The sequence below is a fragment of the Micromonospora sp. NBRC 101691 genome, assembly GCF_030269285.1.
GTDB classification, from domain to species: Bacteria; Actinomycetota; Actinomycetes; order Mycobacteriales; family Micromonosporaceae; genus Micromonospora; species Micromonospora echinospora.
Map to the genome: position 1 here is coordinate 773949 of NZ_BSTB01000001.1, position 17224 is coordinate 791172.

Sequence of the window (17224 nt, forward strand, 5' to 3'; positions counted from 1 at the left end):
TTTCGGCAGATCCCCCGCCCCTGACTCGCGGCTACCGTGGGTCACGATGATGGAGCGAGTGGACGCCTGGGGACGCCCGGCCGCGCAGGTGGCGGCCCTGGCGGCGATGGCCCTGCTCGGCGTCTTCGACGTGCTCAGCGGCGGCTTCTTCGTGCTCTCCGGCGACGCCGGCCTGCTGGCCGTCCTCTGGCACGTGGCGCTGGCGGTGGCCACCGCGGCGGTGTGGCTGCCCGCGCACCGGCAGCGTTCCCGGCTGCTGCCGGTCGCCGCCGCCGTGGTGGTGGCCGCCTCGCTGGCCACCACGTTCGGACGTCTCCTCCTGAACGGTGGACCCGCGCTGCCGGGCGGCTGGGACGCACGCAGCGCGTCGGGTTTCTGGGGGCTGGCCGAGTCGGTCGGACTGCTCGGCGTCGTCTTCGTGGTGGCCCGCCGGGCCGCCCCGGGGCCGGCGCTGGCGCTGGTCACGGTGACCGGGCTGGCCGTGTCGCTGCTGCCGCTGCGGGTCGCGACGACCGGCGCGTACCCGGTCGTCGCGATGGGCTACGCGCTGCTCGCGGCGGGCAGCGCCACCGCCGGCATGTACTTCCGGATGGCGGCCACCGCCCGGGAGCGCCAACTCGACACGGTACGCGCGGAGCAGCGCGCCGAGTTCGCCCGGGACCTGCACGACTTCATCGCCCACCACGTCACCGGCATCGTGGTGCAGGCGCAGGGGGCCCGGTACGTCGCCGAGCGGGACCCGCAGCGGGCGGTGGCCGCCCTGGAGCAGATCGAACGGGCCGGCGCGGAGACCATGACGGCGATGCGCCGGATGGTGGGGGTGCTGCGCGGGCAGGACGCGTCACCGGACGCGCCGCTGGCCCCGCTGGCCGGTCTGGCCGAGTTGCCGGAGCTGGTGGGGAGTTTCTCCGGCACCGGCGACGTCCGGGCGCACCTGCACACCGAGGGGCACCTCGATGACCTGCCGGTCGAGGTGACATCCTCGGCGTACCGGGTGGTGATGGAGGCGCTGACCAACATCCGGCAACACGCCACCGGGGCGCGGCGGGTGGAGGTGCACGTGACCCGTACCCCGGACTGGTTGCTGGTGCGGGTCGGCGACGACGGACGCGGGCAGCGCCCCGGGCGGACCCGGGAGCGACCCGGATTCGGTCTGGTCGGCCTCACCGAGCGGGTCGGCGCGCTCGGCGGCCGGTTGTCCGCCGGTCCGGGCGTTAACGGAGGATGGGTGGTGGACATGGCGCTGCCGGTGGACGCGGGCCGCAGCCGGTGATCCGGGTGTTGGTCGCCGACGACCAGGCCATGGTCCGGACCGGCTTCGGCATGATCATCGACGCGCAGCCGGACATGACGCTGGTCGGCGAGGCGGCCGACGGCGTCGAGGCGGTCGAGCTGGCCCGTCGGCTCCGGCCGGACGTCGTCCTGCTGGACATCCGGATGCCCCGGATGGACGGGCTGGAGGCGCTCCGCCTGCTCGCCGGCCCCGGGGTCGCCGACCCGGTCCGGGTGGTCGTGGTGACCACCTTCGACCTCGACGAGTACGTCCACCAGGCGCTGCGCAACGGCGCGTGCGGTTTCCTGCTGAAGGACTCCGGCCCGGCGTTGCTGGTCGAGGCGCTGCGCGCGGCCGTCTCCGGGGACGCCCTGATCAGCCCGTCGATCACGGTACGGCTGCTGGCGCACCTGAACCCACCGGCCGCCCCGCGCCCGGGCGAGACCAGCCTCTCCCCCCGGGAACTGGAGGTGGTGAGGCTGGTGGCGCGGGGCGCGACGAACGCCGAGATCGCCGCCCGACTCTTCATCACCGTCGGCACGGTCAAGACCCATCTGGGCAGCGTGCAGACGAAGCTGGGCACCCGCAACCGGGTGGAGATCGCCGCCTGGGCCTGGGAACGCCGCCTGGTCGGTTGACCTGCCGACTGGCCCCTATACCCGACCGACCCTCCGTTCCGGGGCGGTGACCCGCACGACGGGTCGTACCCGAATTCACACATCGTGACGAAGACCAACACCGCCTAGACTTTACGTCAGAGTGACATTAAATCTATGGTGGCTGCACGGCGGTGGTCGGGTCGACGTTCCCCGTCGTCGCCCCACGCGGTGACCGGACGAGTCCACCGACCCCGTCCCGTGGCAGCACACGCCCCACCCGGCAACGGGCCGGCCTTCCCCGCCCGCCCCTCGGCCGGCGCACCTTCACGACCGTGAACGAGACGAGGAGAACCCATGAACGAACGTCCGGTGGTGTTCCTCACCGCCCTGGACCTGGAGTACGAGGCGGTCCGCAGGACCCTGTCCGACCTGCGCCTGCACCGGCACGCCGCCGGTACCCGGTTCGAGATCGGACAGCTCGCGGGCGGGCGGTGCCGCGTGGTCCTGGGACTCGTCGGCAAGGGCAACCACCCTGCCGCCGTCCTGGCCGAACGGGCCATCGCCGTGTTCCGCCCGAAGGCGGTGATCTTCGTCGGGGTCGCCGGTGGCCTCCGCCCGAGCATCGCGCTCGGCGACGTGGTGGTCGCCACCCACGTCTACGCCTACCACGGCGGCACCAGCGAGGACGACGGCCTCAAGGCCCGCCCCCGGGTCTGGGAGATCGCCCACGGGCCCGACCAGATCGCCCGGCACCTCTCCCGCGCGGGGACCTGGCAGCGGCGGCTACCCGCCGACACGACACCGCCCCGGGTTCACTTCGGACCCATCGCCGCCGGGGAGGTGGTGCAGGACTCCAGCATCTCGGAGCAGGCACGCTGGGTGCGGCAGCACTACAACGACGCGTTGGCCATCGAGATGGAGGCGGCGGGCGTGGCCCAGGCCGCCCACCTGAACAACGCCCTCCCGGTCGTCGTCGTCCGGGGCGTCAGCGACCGGGCCGACGGCACCAAGGCGGCGACCGACGGCATCCGCTGGCAGCCACGGGCGGTGGCGAACGCGACCGCGTTCGCCACCGCGCTGGCCGAGGAGATCAGCCGCGACGAGGAACAGTCCCGACCGGAGGGAGCCACGGAGATGAACGGCAGCACGGTGCGCAACATCGCGAAGGGAAACGCCCGGGTCGGTTTCCAGGCAGGACACGTCCACGGCCCGGTCCAGGTCGGCGACGGGGCCTCTCCCCGCCCCACCGACCTCGACGCGGAGCTGGCCGCGCTGCGCAGCCAGCTCAAGGAGGCCCACCGGGCCGGTGAGGTCGACGAGGCCACCTACGCGGCGGCCGAGGCCGAGGTCGAGATCGCCACCAGGGCCGTCGACGGCGTGCCCGGTGGCGGGGAGGCGATCGTCGCGCTCCGTCGGCTGCGCGGCCTGGTCGACGACGTGCCGGCGCTCTCCGCGCGACTGGCCGAGGTCATCGTGCTGCTCCGGGGGCGCTCGTGAACGACGACTTCACGTCCGCCACAAACGTCGCGGACGGCTCGGCCACGGTCGGGTTCCAGGCGCACACCGTGCACGAGGTCTCGTTCTACCAGGTCGCGCCGGACGACCCGCCGGAGAAGAAGTACCAGACCGGGGTGCGCTGCCTCGCCGGCGGCATCCCGACCCGGGCGCGGCTCCTCTTCGAGCACGTGATCGCGGCCGGGCACGGGACGAGCAAGGTCCGATTCCACTGGTTCCTCGCGTTGCTCAGTGACCGGAGTCTGCACGACCTCGCGACGCAGGACACGACCGCGCTCCGGGCCGCCCGGAGCCAGCCCGTCCGCGACGACGACGAGTACGCCGAGGGACTCCGGATCGTCCACCGGCTGCTCGACGCGGTGAGCACGCCCAACGCCGACCACGGGCCGCTCCTGAAGGACCTCGACCGGCTCCCGCCCGACCAGCACGACAAGATCCTCCGCCATCTCCACCTGGTCATCGACGGACCGCTCCAGGACCAGCTGTGGCGGTTGGAGATCAGCCGGGTCCTCACCCGGCGGCTGGCCGCCGACCGCCAGCAGCGGGTGTGGAAGTTCTTCCAGCCGGTACCGGCGGGGCCACGGGTGGCGCCGGTACCCCCGAACGCCACCCAGCCGGGGGCACACCTGCTGGCCTGGGTCGCCACCAGCGTGTTCGCCGCCGCCGCGCTCCACCTGGGATGGATCCTCGTCCAGCACGGCGCGGTCGGCGCGGCCGTCGCCTGGCTGGTCGCGGCCGGCGGCGGCTACGTCGCGGCGTGGCAGGGCCGCGAATGGGGCGTACGCGCGTACCGGTCCTCGGCGTCGGGACACGACCACCGCCCCTGGCACCGGACGCAGCAGCCGCCACCCGGTGGCTTCACCCACCAGGTGGACAACCTCTTCCAGCACTACTTCGCCCGCTACCTCCCCTACGGCCAGGACCGGCACACCTGGATGCAGCGGACCGCGGGCATCCGGAAGGAGCTCCGGGACGAGGTCGTCGAGATCTACCGTGAGCAGCGGGTCACCGCGCCTCAGGTGGCCTGGCTGATCCGCTACCTGGCCAGTGACGTCCGGTCCCGCTGGGAGCGGGGCACCCTGTTCTCGCGGCAGGACGACCAGCACGCCAGGCCCGGGAACGGCACCGCCGCCGCCCTCGGGCTGGCCGCCCTGGGCGTCGGTGGACTCTGGACCGCCGCCGCCGCGATGGCCGTGGCCCCGCTGGCCGGTCTCACCACCCTCGTCCTGCTGCTCGGGGGTGGAGCCGTGGCGGCACGCACCTGGCTGCACATCCTCGTCGAGGAGCGCCGCCACGCCGCCGACCTGCTCGACCGCGAGCGCCGGCTGGCCGACCGGCAGGCGGCCTTCCAGCGGTGGTGCGCCAAACTCGCCGACAAGCCTGACGACACCGAGATGGCGGCGTGGCTGGAGTGCGACCGCAAACTCCTCATGGACGAGACGTTGCGGCACTACCAGCTCAAGCCGAGTGACGTGATCGCGCACGCCTTCGTCGACGCGCCGGCCCCGGCGAACCGGAAGCGGGCCCGGGTCCGGTACGGCCCGTGGCGCTACTCCCGCTACCGGATCCTGCTCTTCCTGCTGACCCGGGACGGGGTGCGGCAGGCGAGCGCCGAACTCGACTTCGAGCGGATCCTGTTCAGCCGGCCGGAACGGATGAACTACCGGTTCGAGGCGGTCTCCCACGTCCGCGTCGTCGCCTCCGACGTCGGGCATCCTCGGCACGTCACCCTCAGACTGGTCGGCGGGGACATGATCGAGGTCCCGCTCTCCGACGAGGACGCCGAGCGGCCGGAGCCCGGTGAGGACGTCCGCTTGCTGTCCGGGGTGGTGCTCGACGCCTCGGGCGTGCGGCGGACCGTACACGTCCTGGAGGGAATCGCCGCCGAGGGGAAGGAATGGATCCACCGGCAGTTCGCGCTGGCCGGCGCAGGAGCCGCTGCCCCACCCGATCCCGCATCCTGACGCCCACCGGAAACAGCGGAACCCCCGGCCTACCCAAGCCGGGGGTTCCAGGTTTCCGCCCACTTCACACGCCGGATGCGTTTAAAGCCGTGGGTCAGTTTGAAAGTCGTCGCCTCTACCATTGGGCTACCGCGCCACGAAGAGAGGCGCGGGTAGGATTCGAACCTACACTCCACGAACCCTTTCCACGGCTGCTCCATCCGACGATCGGCGGTAATGCTGAGTCTGGAGCGAGAGTCTGAGTTTTACCGGACGGTCTGCCTCTGCCAGTTGGGCTACCCCGGCCCGGGTGCCGGGGGCAGGACTCGAACCTGCACTGATCACACGTCCCGTTCAGTCTGACGTTTCAGGCTCAGCTTTTCGCGCTCGCGCGCGTCCCTCCGCGCTCCCACGGAGGGAGTCTGAAAGGCTACCCGAACAGGTAGCCGAACACCCGCTCGCCGGCCTTCTGGTCCTCCACCTCGGTCATGTTGGCCTGCTCGCGGGCGAACTTGACGGCCTGCTGGAGCTTCGCCACCCGCTCGCGCAACTCCTTGACCCGGGTCGCGGGCAGGGCACCGGAGAGCTTGACCGTGGTCCAGTAGCCGACCGGGACATCCTCGGTGTACACCTCGACCTGGGCCGGGTGCTTCTCGGTGGCCTCGGCCTTGACGTGGTTGCGCATCACCTTCCGGCTGCGCACCGTCTTGACCGGGTCCGAGGCGTACGCCCCGGCGGCGTCGTTGAACGTCCAGGTCTCGGCCGGGTCCAGCACGGGCAGCTTGTCGACGAAGGCGTACAGGTCGACCAGCTGCTTCTCCAGGAAGAGCAGGTAGGTGACCGGCACGTCGGCGAGGATCGTCCGGCCGTCCACCACCACGTCGGCCTTCGCCCGGGTGTTCGCCACATCCTGGGTGAGGACCAGGTCGAAGAGCCGGGTCAGCGACGTCGACACCTCGCCGATCACGTCGGTGGCCGACACCTGCACCCGGGTCGACTCCGGCGGAAGCTGCTCGCCCTCCTCGTCCTTCGGCTGGTAGCTGCGGGAGATGCCGGACAGCATCGGCGCCTTCTGGACGTTGCGCTGTGCCTCGGTGAACTCCCGGGCGGTCTGGGCCTTCACGCCCTTGGTGACCGCGATGATCTGGTTGAGCTTCGCCATGCCGATCTTCCCTTCAGCCGGGCCGGACACTACCAACGACCGTCCGAAGGTGACCAACCGGTTTCCGCGACCGGGGCGGGGCCGGTCAGTTCAGGTTGATCTGGACGCCCTCGTTCGCACAGGCCGTCTTCAGGCCGGTCATGTGCGTGCTCATCGGGCCGATGTAGGCGAGCGCGCCGGCCGCCTCGTCGCCCTTCATCCTCGACACCTCCCACACGATGTCGACCAGGGCCGTCCCGTGCTCCCGGATCTTCTCGTGGTCGGAGTCGGCGAACTGCTCCCGTAGTTCGCGGTACTCGGCCTCGCTGAGCTCGTCGTCACCGTCACCCAACGTCTCCTTCCCTTCGCTGCCAGCGGCCATCGCCTTGCAGGCGGTGATGCCGGAATCCTCCTTGACCGCCTGGTAGATGGCGGTGCCGACGACCCCCGCCAGGAGCAGGGCCACCACCGCGCCCGCCGCGACGAGCGGCACCCGGTACGCCGCGAGCGGACCCGGAGCAGGCCCGCCGGGCGGGAACGGACCGTCGGTAGGGACGAAGCCGGGCGGCATCGCCGGACCCGGGGCCTGCTGCGGTACGACGCCGTGGTCGGCGTCGGGCTGTGGCGCAACGGTGTGGTCGGGGCCGGGCTGCGGCGGCGCGCTGGCCTGGTCGGGGCCGGGCTGCTGGTCGGTCACGGGTTCTCCTCGATCGGGAACGTACTCGGTGGTGTCCTTCGCACCCGTTCCGCGCGGCCCGTACGGAAGCGTCGACCGCGAGGACCGTCGAGTGTGGATGGTAGCCCTGCGCTCCGGTGACGTCGCGGGCCGTACGAGGGCAGCCCACGGAAGCCCCGACCGGGACCCCGTCGGGCTGGGGCCGACCCCGTCCGGCCAGCGAATTCGCGGGAGTTGTCCGGTCTCAGGGGGTCATTTTCAGGGGTGACCGCACTCCCGCGTCTCCGACATCATCGAAGTCTGGGACAACCGCCGACGTCTTCGGATCTCCGGTTGACCGGGACCACCGCGCGGCTCCTAGGGAGGGACTAGTGTCCACTCGTCGTCAACTGCTGCGTCTCGGCGCGGCCTCAGGTTTCCTCGGCGTGACCGGTGGCCTGGTCAGCCTCGCCGGGCGATCCAACGCGGCCCCCGCTGCGGCGCGGCCCGTCCGGGTGGGAAGCCAGACCCTGACCCCGTTCACCGTCCCGTTGACCGTGCCGCAGACCCTGCGACCGGTGCTGCGGACCGCCACCACCGACTACTACTCCGTCACCATGCACCGCCGACGGCTGGAGATCCTGCCGGGCACCCGTACGGAGGTGTACACGTACAACGGCGATCTGCCCGGCCCGACGATCCGTGCCACCTCAGGCCGGCGGGTGGTGGTCCGTCAGCGCAACCGGCTGGACATGCCGACGGCGGTGCACCTGCACGGCGGCGCCACCGCGCCCGGTGACGACGGCTCCGGCACCGCCACGATCCCGCCCGGCGGGGAGCGGGTCTACACGTACCCCAACCGGCAGACGCACGCCACGCTGTGGATGCACGACCACACCCACCACATGGAGGCTGAGCACCTCTACCGGGGCCTGTCCAGCCTCTACCTGCTCACCGACCGCACCGAGGCGGCGCTGCCGCTGCCCGGCGGCCAGTTCGACGTCCCGTTGGTGCTGCGTGACGCGCACCTGGACGCCGACGCCCAACTGGTCTGGACGATGGACGACGCGGACAACCGGACCACCATCCTGGTCAACGGCCGGCCCTGGCCGCGCTTCCAGGTGCAGGCCCGTCGCTACCGGTTCCGGCTGGTCAACTCCAGCAACCTGCGGTTCTTCCTGCTCCAGCTCGCCGACGCCGGGGAGATCACGGTGATCGGCTCCGACGGCGGCCTGCTGGAGGCTCCGGTCACCGTGCCGTACGTGCTGCTCTCGCCGGGCGAACGGCTGGAGGTGGTGGTCGACTTCTCCCGCTACCAACCGGGTACCTCGGTGGTGCTGCACAACCTGATGGGGCCGGGCCCGTTCGAGCAGGTCGGCTCCGTGATGCGCTTCGACGTCGTACCGGCGCGGGGGCGGGACCGCAGCTCGGTGCCGCAGCGGCTGCGCTCCCTTCCGCCGCTGCCGACGCCGACCGTGCGGCGCACCATCGAGCTGCGGATGGACGAGCCGGGCACCGGGCACCGCGCGTACATCGACGGGAAGGTCTTCGACCCGAACCGGATCGACACCACCGTCGCCTGGGGCAGCACCGAGGAGTGGACGGTGACGAACGGCAACGTCTTCATGCCCCACAACTTTCACATGCATTTGGTGCAGTTCCGGGTGCTCGGCCGGGGCGACGGTCCGGCCGACCCCACCGAGTCCGGGTTGAAGGACACCGTGGTCGTCTGGCCCGGCCAGCCGGTCCGGCTCCAGGCCACCTTCGACACCTGGCGCGGTGTCTACCCGTACCACTGCCACATGGTCGACCACAGCGCGATGGGCATGATGGCCAATCTCCGGATCGTCTGAGCCGGCCGCTGCGGAGGGGCCCGTCGGCGCTGCCCCGACGGGCCCTCCCGGGTGTCTCAGCGGAAGGCGGAGTGACCGGTCAGCACCTGCCCGACGATGAGCTGGTGCACCTCGGAGGTGCCCTCGTAGGTGAGCACGGATTCGAGGTTCGCCGCGTGCCGCATCACCGGGTAGTCGAGGGTGATGCCGGCCGCGCCGAGGACGGCCCGGCACTCGCGGGCGATGGCGATGGCCTCCCGTACGCTGTTGAGCTTGCCGAGGCTGATCTGCCGGTGGTCGAGCGTGCCGGCGTCCTTGAGCGCGCCGATGTGCAGCGCCAGCAGCAGCCCCTTGCCCAGTTCCAGGCCCATGTCGGCGAGCTTGAGCTGGGTCGCCTGGTACGCGGCGAGCGGCCGGTCGAAGATCTGCCGGCTGCGGGCGTACTCGATCGTGGTCTGCAGGCAGTCGTGGGCCGCGCCGAGCGCCCCGAAGACGATGCCGAAGCGGGCCTCGTTGAGGCAGGACAGCGGCCCGGAGAGGCCGGCGGCCTCCGGCAGCATCGCGTCGGCGGGCAGCCGGACGTCGTCGAGGACGAGTTCGGAGGTCACCGAGGCACGTAGGGAGAGCTTGCGGGTGATCTCCGGGGCGGTGAACCCGGGAGTGCCGGCGGGGACGACGAAGCCCCGGATGCCCTCGTCGGTGCGGGCCCAGACCACCGCGACGTCGGCGATCGACCCGTTGGTGATCCACATCTTGGTGCCGTTGAGCACCCAGTCGCTCCCGTCGCGGCGGGCGCGGGTCCGCATCCCGGCCGGATCGGAGCCGAAGTCCGGTTCGGTCAGGCCGAAACAGCCGATCGCCTCGCCGGCCGCCATCCGGGGCAGCCACCGCTGTTTCTGCTCCTCGGAGCCGAACCGCCAGATCGCGTACATGGCCAGCGACCCCTGCACCGAGACCAGGGAGCGCAGGCCGGAGTCGCCCGCCTCCAGCTCGAAGCAGGCCAGCCCGTACGCGACGGCGGAGGTGCCCGCGCAGCCGTAGCCGTCGAGGTGCATGCCGAGCACGCCGAGCTGGCCGAGTTCGCGGGCCAGGTCCCGGGCCGGCAGGTGGCCTTCCTCGTACCAGGTGGCGACGTGCGGGCGGATCCGCCGGTCGACGAAGCCGCGCACGGCGGCCTGGAGTTCCCGGGTGTCATCGTCGACGAGCGCGTCGACACCGAAGTACTCCAGCGTGGACGCGGGGACGGGCAGGGTCACGGTTCGGTTCCTTCCGGGGCTTGCAGGTGGGCGATCACGCCGCGCGCCACGGCGACGGCCATCGCGTCCAACGCGTCGTGGGTCATCGCCGCCATGTGCGGGGTGGCGAGGACCCGGGGGTGGTGCAGCAGCGGGTCGTCGGGGTCCGGCGGCTCGGGGGCGAAGACGTCGACCGCGTAGCCCCGCAGCCGCCCGGCGTCGAGCGCGGCGAGCACGGCCGCGCGGTCCACCACCCCGGCCCGCGCCGTGTTCACCAGGAGGGCGTCCGGCCGCATCCGGGCGAGCGCGTCGGCACCGATCAGCCCGGTGGTCTGCGCGGTCTGCGGCACGTGCAGGCTCACCACGTCGGCCTCGCGCAGCAGGTCGTCGAGGGCGACGAGGCGGACGCCCTCCGGTGGCGCGGTGACGGCGACGTCGTACCCGAGCACGGTCATGCCGAGGCCGCGCGCGCGGGCCGCGACGCCCCGGCCGATCGCGCCGAGGCCGACCAGCCCGAGGGTGCGGCCGGCGAGCATGGTGCCGGTCAGCCCGGAGGCGACGACCGAGGCGGGCAGCGACCGGCCGGCCGGGAAGTCTCCGCCGGCCAGCGACGCCACGGCCTGCGGCAGCTGCCGGGCGAGGGTCAGGGCGGCCAGGATCACGAACTCGGCCACGGACTCGGCGTTGGCCCCGGGGGTGGAGACCACCGGGATGCCCAGGCGGTCGGCGGCGGCCAGGTCGATGCCGTCCAGCCCGGCGCCGTGCCGGCCGACGACCCGGAGCCGCCGGGCGGATTCGAGCATGCCGGCCGTCACCGGGGAGGAGCGCACCACGAGCGCGTCGGCGGTGGCGAGGGGTCCGGCGGCGAGCGCCGCCGGGTCGGTGATCTGGGCGACGTGCACGTCGCCCGCCGCGTGCAGCAGCTCCATGCCGGCCGCCGCGATCGGTTCGGTGAGCAGGATCCTGGGGGTCATGTGCGTCCTCACCAGCCGGTGTAGCAGGTCACCGGCACGCTGTAGAAGTCCCGGGCGTAGCCGCCCTGCTCCCGGGGGCCGTGGTTGGAGGCGCCGGTGCCGCCGAAGGGCAGGTGCAGTTCGGTGCCGGCGGTGGGCAGGTTGACCGTCACGATGCCGGCGCGGGCGTCCCGCTTGAACCGCTCGGACGCGGAGAGGGACGTCGTCACGATCCCGGCGGAGAGTCCGTACGGGGTGTCGCCGGCCACGTCGATCGCCTCGTCGAGGTCGTCGACCCGGATCACGCAGGACACCGGACCGAAGATCTCCTCCCGGGCGAGCCGCATGTCGTTGCGCGCGTCGGCGAAGAGGGTGGGTCGCATGAACTGCCCCTCGTCGGGGCGGTGGGCTCCGCCGGCCACCACGGTCGCCCCCTCGTCCCGGCCGATCCGGACGTAGTCCAGGTTCTGGGCCAGCTGGTCGGGGCTGACCACCGGCCCGAGGTCGCTGTGCGGGTCGAGCGGGTCGCCGACCCGCAGCGCGTCGGCCGCCGCCGCCAGCGCCTCGACGAACCGGTCGTGGATGCCGGCCTGCACGATCAGCCGGCTCGACGCCGTGCACCGCTGGCCGCTGCTGAAGAAGCTGCCGTCCAGGGCGCAGCGCACCGCGACCTCCAGGTCGGCGTCGTCCAGGACGACGAGCGGGTTCTTGCCCCCCATCTCCAGCTGGAACCGCTTGTTGCCGTGGGCGAGGCACTGCCGGGCGACGTGGGCGCCGGTGCCGGTGCCGCCGGTGAAGGAGATGCCGTCGACGTCACGCGAGGTCAGCAGCTCCTCGCCGACCTCCCGGCCCGACCCGGTGACGAGGTTGAAGACGCCGGGTGGCACGCCGGCCCCGGCCACGATCCGGGCGAGTTCCCCGGCCGAGGCGGGCACCAGCTCGGCGGGTTTGAGCACCACCGTGTTGCCGTACGCGAGCGCGGGCGCGACCTTCCAGGCCGGGATCGCGAGCGGGTAGTTCCACGGCGTGATGACCCCGACCACGCCGAGCGGCCGGCGGCGGACCTCGGCGTGCACGTTCTCCCGGGTGGACGCGTACACCTCGCCCTGGGGTTGGAGCAGCTGGTGGGCGTAGTAGCGGAAGGTCTGCCCGGCCCGGGTCACCTCGCCCCGGGCCTCGGCGAGCAGCTTGCCCTCCTCCCGGGCGAGCAGGACGGCGAGCTCGTCCACCCGGCTCAGGATGGTGCTCCCGATCCGGTCGAGGATCGCCATCCGGTCCGCGACAGGGCGGCGGGCCCAGCCGGGCTGCGCGGCGCGGGCGGCGGCGACGGCTGCGCGGGCGGTGTCCCGGTCGGCGCGGGCGTACTCGCTGACGACCTCGCCGGGCCGGGCGGGGTTGTGGTTGGGTCGGCGTTCCCCGTCGACCCACTCGCCGCCGACGAGGTTGGGGTGGTACGGCACGGACATGGTCACCGTCCGCCGACGGCGGAGGCGACCGGCTGGTCGACGTTCTCCGGGAAGTGGCAGGCGACCTGGTGGCCGGCGCCGGTGGCGGCCAGCGTCGGGGTCTGCGTCGCGCAGATCTCCTGCGCCTTCCAGCAGCGGGTACGGAAACGGCACCCGCTGGGCGGATCGAGCGGACTCGGCACGTCCCCGGTGAGGATGACCCGCTTGCGTTCGGTCTCCACCAGCGGGTCGGGGATCGGCACGGCCGAGAGCAGGGCCCGGGTGTACGGGTGCTGCGGCCGGCGGTACATGTCCTCGCACTCCCCCACCTCGACGACGGTGCCGAGGTACATCACGGCGATGCGGTCGCAGAGGTGCCGGACGACGGCCAGGTCGTGCGCGATGAACATCATGGTCAGCCCCAGCTCCTCCTGGAGCTGTTCGAGCAGGTTGACGATCTGCGCCTGCACCGAGACGTCCAGGGCGGACACCGGCTCGTCGGCGACGACGAACTCCGGGTTGCTGACCAGTGCCCGGGCGATGCCGACCCGCTGGCGCTGCCCGCCGGAGAACTCGTGCGGGTAGCGGTCGTGCCACTGTTCGCTGAGCCCGACCAACTGCATGGTCTCCAGCGCCTTGGCCCGGCGGCCGGCGGCGGGAAGGTCGGAGTGCACCAGCAGCGGCTCCTCGATGAGCTCACCGATGGTCATACGCGGGTTCAGCGAGGCGAACGGATCCTGGAAGATCATCTGCATCCGGCGGCGCATCGCCCGCATCCGGCCCCGCCCCAGGGTGGTCAGCTCGGTGCCGTCGAAGGTCACCGTCCCCTGGCTGGGCTTGAGAAGCTGGAGGATGGCCCGGCCCGTGGTGGACTTGCCGCAGCCGGACTCCCCCACCACGCCGATGATCTCACCGCGCCGGATGTCCAGGTCCACCCCGGACACGGCGCGCAGCCGGGCCGGGAGCAGCGAACCGCGCTTCGGCACCTTGAAGTCGACCGCCAGGTCGCGTACGCGCAGCAGGGTGCGGTCCGCTCCGGTGTCGGGGGCTTCGGACATCAGCTTCCCTCCGTCGATTGGTTCGCGAACCGGTCCTTCGTGGACAGCCAGCCGCCCTCGGTCGCCGGTCGCATGCCCCAGCACCGGGTCAGCTGGCCCCGGTCCGGGGTCTCCCAGGTCACGCTGAGCTGGGGCGCGTCGTCCTGGCAGGTCTCCCGGGCGTGCACGCAGCGGGGGGCGAACCGGCAGCCGGCCGGCATCTCCGACAGCTCCGGCGGACGGCCGGCGATCGGACGCAGCTTGCCGCCGCGCACCAGGTCCAGCCGGGGCACCGACCCGAGCAGGCCCCAGGTGTAGGGCATCTGCGGGCGGTGGAACAGGTCCACCGTCTCGGCGCGTTCGACGATCTGGCCCGCGTACATCACGTTCACCCGTTCCGCCATGCCCGCGACCACACCGAGGTCGTGGGTGATGAACAGGACGGCGGTCCGGGTCTCCAGGGCCAGGTCCCGCAGCAGCTCCAGGATCTGGGCCTGGATGGTGACGTCGAGCGCGGTGGTGATCTCGTCGGCGAGGATCAGCCGGGGGTTGCAGGAGAGCGCCATCGCGATCATGACGCGTTGCCGCATGCCACCGGAGAGCTGGTGCGGATAGGACCCCAGCCGGCTCTCCGGGGCCGGGATGCGCACCATCTCCAGCAGCTCGATCGCCCGCGCCCGGGCCGCCCGGCGGTTCATGCCCAGGTGCAGGCGCAGCGACTCGGTGAGCTGCCGCCCCACGGTGAGCACCGGGTTCAGCGAGGTCATCGGGTCCTGGAAGATCATCGAGATGCCCTTGCCGCGCACGGCCCGCAGCTCGCGGGGACGCAGGCGCAGCAGGTCCTGCCCCTCGAAGATCACCTGACCGCCGGTCACCTGCCCGGCCGGCGGCACGATCAGGCCCATGATGGACTGCGCCGTGGCGGACTTGCCGCAGCCGGACTCGCCCACCAACGCGACCATCTCACCGGCGTCCACAGTGAAGGAAACACCGTCGACCGCCGTCACCGACCCCCGCGCCGCGCGGAATTCGGTACGTAGGTCCCGCACCTCCAACAAGGCCATCGAACCCCCTGATGTTTAGACTCCTGAACGCCGCCATTCGTCAACCGGGAGTGTTGCACAGACGATGTTCGTCGTCTAGGCTCCCGGCAGCGACGAATTACGTCACTATGAGTTGGAGCGAGATGGCATCGAAGAGCTCGATCGAGAAGGATCGCAGCATCATCCGGGAACTCGTCCAGGACCCGAGGCAGACAAACGTCGCGCTGGCGGCGAAGGTCGGCCTCTCCGAGGGATCCGTGCGACGGCGGGTGGAGCGGCTCGTCACCGAGGGGCAGCTGCAGTTCGCGGCGATCCCCAGCGCCGCCTTCATGGGCCGGCCGGTGCACACACTCTTCGAGATCCAGAGCGCTCCCGGTGCCACAGAGCGCCTCATCGACAAGCTCGCGGGCATGCCGGAGATCGCGTACGTCTACCACGTGACCGGCCAGTTCGACATCATCGCGGTCGGCTACTTCGCCTCCAGCAACGCCATGCGCCGGTTCTGGACCGAGCGGCTGGGCCACCTCGACGGGGTGATGGAGAGCCGGTCGGTGATGGTGCTGCGGGTCGCGAAGCGCGCCCACGAGTGGGCACGCGACATCGCTGTCACCGGCGACGAGGAGTCCGCCTGGGACGCGGACTCGGATCCTGGCGTGCCCGGTTCGGAAACCTGACCAGACCGGAGAAACAAGCCATGCTGCGCATCACGCTGATCCGCCTGTTATCGGTTATTCCGGTCCTACTCGGGATCTCGGTGATCTCGTTCCTGGTGATCCGCATGATCCCCGGCGACGTGATCAGCTCGATCATGGGACAGGACTTCGGCGACCCCGCGATCGAGGCGGAGATGCGCCGCTACTTCGGGCTCGACATGCCCGTGTACGAGCAGTTCGTGAGGTGGCTGGGAGCCCTCGTCCAGGGCGACCTCGGCACCTCGATGCGCACCGGCCAGCCGGTGCTGGAAGAGATCATGCAGCGCTTCCCCTCCACGCTGCTGCTGGCGGTGTCGGCGCTGCTGGTCTCGATCCTCATCTCCATCCCGTTCGGCGTGCTCAGCGCCACCAAGCGCAACGGGCTGCTCGACGCGAGCACCCGGGTCGCCTCGCTGATCGGGCTGTCCGTGCCGAACTTCTGGCTGGGCATCCTGCTGGTGTACGTCTTCTCGGTCTCGCTGGGCTGGCTGCCGTCGCAGGGCGCGGGCGAGGGTGAGGGCTTCTGGGGAAGCCTGAAGTACCTCATCCTCCCCGCGGTGACCCTCGGCGCCAGCCTGGCGGCGATCAGCATGCGGATGACCCGCTCCAGCATGCTCGAGGTCCTCAACCAGGACTACGTCCGTACCGCCCGCGCCAAGGGGCTGGGCGAACGCGCGGTCATGGTCCGGCACGCGCTGCGCAACTCGCTGATCCCGGTGGTGACCGTGCTGGGCATCCAGGCGGGCGCGCTGCTCGGCGGCACCGTCATCGTGGAGCAGGTCTTCGCGTGGCCGGGGCTGGGCACGATGGTCATCCGGGGCATCAGCCAGCGCGACTATCCGGTCGTCCAGGGCACCCTGCTCTTCCTGGCCTTCTTCTACGTCGTCGTCAATCTCCTCGTGGACCTCATCTACACCTACCTGGATCCGAGGTTGCGCAGTGGTCACTGAAGTCGTCCCCGGCCCCCGGCCGCAGACAACACCGATCAAGACCGGACGCCGCGGCGGCCAGCTGCTGCGGCTCGTGATGCGGGACAAGGTGGGCGCGATCGGGCTGGTCATCGTGGTGCTGATGACCGCCGCCGCGGCCCTCGCCCCGCTGATCGCCCCCTACGACCCGACCGCCATGTCCAACCAGCGGCTCGCCCCGCCCGGCGGGGACTTCCTGCTCGGCGCCGACGAGGCCGGACGGGACCTGCTCAGCCGGGCCCTCTACGGGGCACGCACCTCGCTGACGGTCAGCCTGATCGTGGTCACCCTGGCCGGGGCCATCGGCGTCCTGCTGGGCCTGCTCGCCGGCTTCTACCGGGGCATCCTCGACGCGCTCATCACCCCGGCGACCGACATCATGTTCTCCTTCCCCACCCTGCTGCTGGCCCTGGCGGTGGTGGCCGCCCGGGGGCCCGGCACGGAGAACCTCATCCTCGCCCTGGTCATCGTCTTCATCCCCAGCTTCGCCCGGATCGTGCGCGGCACCGCGATGTCGATCCGCCGGGAGCCGTACGTGGAGTCGGGTCAGGCGGTCGGGCTGAGCAACACCCGGCTGATCCTGAAGTACATCCTGCCCAACTCGATCGCCCCGATCGCGGTGCAGTTCACCACCAGCCTCGCCTACGCGATCCTCATCGAGGCGTCCCTGGGCTACCTCGGCCTCGGGGTGCAGCCGCCCCAGCCGTCCTGGGGGTCGATGCTCTCCAGCGGCAAGGCCTTCATGGAGATGTCGATCTGGCCGTCGGTCGTGCCCGGCGTCTGCATCATGATCGCCGTCCTCGGCTTCAACCTGCTGGGCGACACCCTCCGCGACGTCCTGGACCCGCGACTGCGCGGCCGGTCCGGTCGCTGACCCGCAAGGAGCACGTGTG

General features: G+C 71.7%; 15 protein-coding genes. 8 read left to right on the forward strand and 7 right to left on the reverse strand.

What is annotated here, in order from left to right:
* Positions 1-46: 46 nt before the first annotated feature.
* From QSK20_RS03300 to QSK20_RS03315, 4 genes are all read left to right on the forward strand, one after another.
* Positions 47-1273: a sensor histidine kinase gene (locus QSK20_RS03300; protein WP_285787034.1), complete on the forward strand. Its 1227-nt coding sequence runs from the start codon at positions 47-49 to the stop codon at positions 1271-1273.
* A complete protein-coding gene (locus tag QSK20_RS03305; protein WP_285787035.1) occupies positions 1270-1911 on the forward strand; it encodes a response regulator in 642 nt (213 codons plus the stop codon). Before QSK20_RS03300 ends, QSK20_RS03305 begins: the two co-directional genes overlap by 4 nt.
* Positions 1912-2226: 315 nt before the next feature.
* Entirely contained in the window at positions 2227-3369 is a 1143-nt protein-coding gene (locus QSK20_RS03310) for a 5'-methylthioadenosine/S-adenosylhomocysteine nucleosidase family protein (protein WP_285787036.1), read from the forward strand.
* Positions 3366-5351: a hypothetical protein gene (locus tag QSK20_RS03315; RefSeq protein WP_285787037.1), complete on the forward strand. Its 1986-nt coding sequence runs from the start codon at positions 3366-3368 to the stop codon at positions 5349-5351. The genes QSK20_RS03310 and QSK20_RS03315 overlap by 4 nt, the downstream gene beginning before the upstream one ends.
* Before the next feature lie 409 nt (positions 5352-5760).
* On the opposite strand, the gene QSK20_RS03320 is transcribed toward QSK20_RS03315, so the two are convergent.
* Complete coding sequence (locus QSK20_RS03320; protein WP_285787038.1) at positions 5761-6492, reverse strand: DUF7873 family protein; 732 nt, start codon at positions 6490-6492, stop codon at positions 5761-5763.
* 85 nt (positions 6493-6577) lie between these two features.
* Positions 6578-7168: a hypothetical protein gene (locus tag QSK20_RS03325; protein ID WP_285787039.1), complete on the reverse strand. Its 591-nt coding sequence runs from the start codon at positions 7166-7168 to the stop codon at positions 6578-6580.
* Between the two features lie 350 nt (positions 7169-7518).
* On the opposite strand from QSK20_RS03325, the gene QSK20_RS03330 reads away from it, so the two are divergent.
* The gene (locus tag QSK20_RS03330; protein WP_285787040.1) at positions 7519-8979 is read left to right on the forward strand and encodes a multicopper oxidase family protein; all 1461 of its coding nucleotides are present in this window, start codon (positions 7519-7521) and stop codon (positions 8977-8979) included.
* A gap of 56 nt (positions 8980-9035) precedes the next feature.
* Here the strand turns inward: QSK20_RS03330 and QSK20_RS03335 are convergent, their stop codons facing one another.
* From QSK20_RS03335 to QSK20_RS03355, 5 genes are read right to left on the reverse strand one after another with little or no spacing between them, the layout of a single operon-like run.
* Positions 9036-10187: an acyl-CoA dehydrogenase family protein gene (locus tag QSK20_RS03335; RefSeq protein ID WP_502888833.1), complete on the reverse strand. Its 1152-nt coding sequence runs from the start codon at positions 10185-10187 to the stop codon at positions 9036-9038.
* Positions 10188-10210: 23 nt separating this feature from the next.
* On the reverse strand, positions 10211-11167 hold the full coding sequence (locus QSK20_RS03340) for an NAD(P)-dependent oxidoreductase (RefSeq protein WP_285787042.1): 957 nt from the start codon (positions 11165-11167) through the stop codon (positions 10211-10213).
* A gap of 8 nt (positions 11168-11175) precedes the next feature.
* The gene (locus tag QSK20_RS03345) at positions 11176-12612 is read right to left on the reverse strand and encodes an aldehyde dehydrogenase family protein (protein ID WP_285787043.1); all 1437 of its coding nucleotides are present in this window, start codon (positions 12610-12612) and stop codon (positions 11176-11178) included.
* 2 nt (positions 12613-12614) lie between these two features.
* On the reverse strand, positions 12615-13649 hold the full coding sequence (locus QSK20_RS03350) for an ABC transporter ATP-binding protein (protein WP_285787044.1): 1035 nt from the start codon (positions 13647-13649) through the stop codon (positions 12615-12617).
* Positions 13649-14692 carry an ABC transporter ATP-binding protein gene (locus QSK20_RS03355; protein WP_285787045.1) on the reverse strand — a complete coding sequence of 348 codons (1044 nt, stop codon included), beginning with the start codon at positions 14690-14692 and terminating at the stop codon, positions 13649-13651. The genes QSK20_RS03350 and QSK20_RS03355 overlap by 1 nt, the downstream gene beginning before the upstream one ends.
* Positions 14693-14814: 122 nt before the next feature.
* On the opposite strand from QSK20_RS03355, the gene QSK20_RS03360 reads away from it, so the two are divergent.
* From QSK20_RS03360 to QSK20_RS03370, 3 genes are read left to right on the forward strand one after another with little or no spacing between them, the layout of a single operon-like run.
* Positions 14815-15345, forward strand: coding sequence for an Lrp/AsnC family transcriptional regulator (locus tag QSK20_RS03360; protein ID WP_170107770.1), 531 nt, complete (start codon positions 14815-14817; stop codon positions 15343-15345).
* A gap of 20 nt (positions 15346-15365) precedes the next feature.
* The gene (gene nikB / locus QSK20_RS03365) at positions 15366-16313 is read left to right on the forward strand and encodes a nickel ABC transporter permease (protein ID WP_186542991.1); all 948 of its coding nucleotides are present in this window, start codon (positions 15366-15368) and stop codon (positions 16311-16313) included.
* Positions 16303-17205 (forward strand): ABC transporter permease, encoded by a 903-nt coding sequence (locus QSK20_RS03370; protein ID WP_285787046.1) that lies wholly within the window; start codon positions 16303-16305, stop codon positions 17203-17205. The genes nikB and QSK20_RS03370 overlap by 11 nt, the downstream gene beginning before the upstream one ends.
* Positions 17206-17224 lie beyond the last annotated feature (19 nt).